Origin of the sequence: Nioella sp., assembly GCF_964229645.1 — a bacterium.
GTDB lineage: Bacteria > Pseudomonadota > Alphaproteobacteria > Rhodobacterales > Rhodobacteraceae > Nioella.
The window spans coordinates 1-2,788 of sequence record NZ_CAXREX010000274.1; the positions used below are offsets into that span (position 1 = coordinate 1).

A 2,788-nucleotide genomic window follows, 5' to 3' on the forward strand; every position below is an offset into this window, starting at 1 on the left:
ATCCCGAACGTCGGTGAAGAAGCGCTGCGCAACCTCGACGAGGCCGGCATCGTTTACATCGGTGCAGAGGTTGGACCGGGCGACATCCTGGTCGGTAAGATCACGCCCAAGGGCGAAAGCCCGATGACGCCGGAAGAAAAACTTCTGCGCGCCATCTTCGGCGAGAAGGCCAGCGACGTGCGCGACACCTCGCTGCGCGTGAAGCCCGGTGACTTCGGCACCGTGGTGGAAGTGCGCGTCTTTAACCGCCATGGCGTCGACAAGGACGAGCGGGCGCTGCAGATCGAGCGCGAGGAAGTGGAACGTCTGGCCCGTGACCGGGACGACGAGCTGGTGATCCTCGAACGCAACATCTACGCGCGTCTCAAGTCGATGATCTTCGGCAAGACCGCCGTGAAGGGCCCGAAAGGCGTCAAGGCGAACACCGAGATCAACGACGAGCTGCTCGACAGCCTCAGCCGTGGCCAGTGGTGGCAGCTCGCGCTCGGCGACGAGCAGGACGCCGCACAGGTCGAAGCCCTGCACGAGCAGTTCGAGGCGCAGAAACGCGCCCTCGATCACCGCTTCGAGGACAAGGTCGAGAAGGTTCGTCGCGGCGACGACCTGCCGCCGGGCGTGATGAAGATGGTCAAGGTCTTCATCGCCGTGAAGCGCAAGCTTCAGCCGGGCGACAAGATGGCCGGCCGCCACGGCAACAAGGGCGTGATCTCCAAGGTCGTTCCCATGGAAGACATGCCCTTCCTGGCAGACGGCACCCCCGTCGACTTCGTTCTGAACCCGCTCGGCGTGCCGAGCCGGATGAACGTCGGTCAGATCCTCGAAACCCATATGGGTTGGGCCGCGCGCGGCCTGGGTCTGAAGGTCGACGAGGCGCTTCAGGACTATCGCCGCACCGGCGACCTGACCCCTGTTCGCGACGCCATGAAGATCGCCTACGGCGAAGTCTACGACGAGATTATGTCGGATGCGGGCGAGGATCAGCTGGTCGAGATGGCCGGCAACGTTACCCGTGGCGTGCCGATCGCGACCCCGGTCTTCGACGGGGCGAAAGAGGCGGACGTGAACGACGCGCTGATGCGCGCCGGGTTCGACACCTCTGGTCAGTCCGATCTTTATGACGGGCGCACCGGCGAGAAGTTCTCGCGCCAGGTGACCGTGGGCGTGAAGTACCTGCTGAAGCTGCATCACCTGGTGGATGACAAGATCCACGCGCGGTCGACCGGTCCCTACTCGCTCGTCACGCAGCAGCCCCTGGGTGGTAAAGCCCAGTTCGGCGGCCAGCGCTTCGGCGAGATGGAGGTCTGGGCCCTGGAAGCTTACGGCGCCGCCTACACCCTGCAGGAAATGCTGACGGTGAAGTCGGATGACGTGGCAGGCCGGACCAAGGTCTACGAGTCGATCGTCAAGGGTGAGGACAACTTCGAGGCCGGCGTGCCGGAATCGTTCAACGTTCTCGTCAAGGAAGTGCGCGGCCTCGGCCTCAACATGGAACTCCTGGATGCGGAGGGTGAGGAATAAGGGCCCCGGCCCTTCATTCCCCCCACCCTGTCCCGCACGAAATCTGAGGTATCAAGATGAACCAGGAACTGACCAACAACCCGTTCAACCCGCTGGCCCCGCAGAAGGTCTTTGATGAAATCAAGGTCTCGCTCGCCAGCCCGGAACGGATTCTCTCGTGGTCCTATGGCGAGATCAAAAAGCCCGAGACCATCAACTACCGGACCTTCAAGCCCGAGCGTGACGGCCTGTTCTGTGCCCGTATCTTCGGACCGGTGAAGGACTACGAATGCCTTTGCGGCAAGTACAAGCGGATGAAGTATCGCGGCGTTGTCTGCGAGAAATGCGGTGTGGAAGTCACGCTGCAGAAGGTTCGCCGTGAACGCATGGGCCACATCGAACTGGCCGCGCCCGTCGCGCATATCTGGTTCCTCAAGTCGCTGCCGTCGCGCATCGGCCTGATGCTGGACATGACCCTGCGCGATCTGGAACGCATTCTCTACTTCGAGAACTACGTGGTGATCGAGCCGGGCCTGACCGACCTGCAATACGGTCAGCTGATGACCGAAGAGGAATTCCTCGACGCGCAGGACGCCTATGGCATGGACGCGTTCCAGGCCAATATCGGCGCCGAAGCGATCCGCGAGATGCTGTCCAACATCGACCTCGAAGCCGAGGCCGCACAGCTGCGCGAAGACCTCAAGGAAGCCACTGGCGAACTGAAGCCCAAGAAGATCATCAAGCGTCTGAAGATCGTCGAAAGCTTCCTGGAATCGGGCAACCGTCCGGAATGGATGATCCTGACCGTGGTTCCCGTGATCCCGCCGGAACTGCGCCCGCTGGTGCCGCTGGATGGGGGCCGCTTCGCGACCTCGGATCTGAACGATCTCTATCGCCGCGTCATCAACCGTAACAACCGTCTCAAGCGCCTGATCGAACTGCGCGCGCCCGACATCATCATCCGCAACGAAAAGCGGATGCTGCAGGAATCGGTCGATGCTCTCTTCGACAACGGTCGCCGTGGGCGCGTCATCACCGGTGCCAACAAGCGTCCGCTGAAGTCGCTGTCCGACATGCTCAAGGGCAAGCAGGGCCGCTTCCGCCAGAACCTTCTGGGTAAGCGCGTCGACTTCTCGGGCCGTTCGGTCATCGTGACCGGCCCGGAACTCAAGCTGCACCAGTGCGGCCTGCCCAAGAAGATGGCGCTCGAACTGTTCAAGCCCTTCATCTACTCGCGGCTGGAGGCCAAGGGCCTGTCCTCGACCGTGAAGCAGGCGAAGAAGCTGGTCGA

General features: G+C 62.4%; 2 pseudogenes. Both read left to right on the forward strand.

Going from position 1 to position 2,788, the window contains the following annotated elements:
- Positions 1–1,518, forward strand: a pseudogene (locus tag ACEQXV_RS17805) (DNA-directed RNA polymerase subunit beta); the annotation flags it as partial.
- Positions 1,519–1,574: 56 nt separating this feature from the next.
- A pseudogene (locus ACEQXV_RS17810) lies at positions 1,575–2,788 on the forward strand (DNA-directed RNA polymerase subunit beta'); the annotation flags it as partial.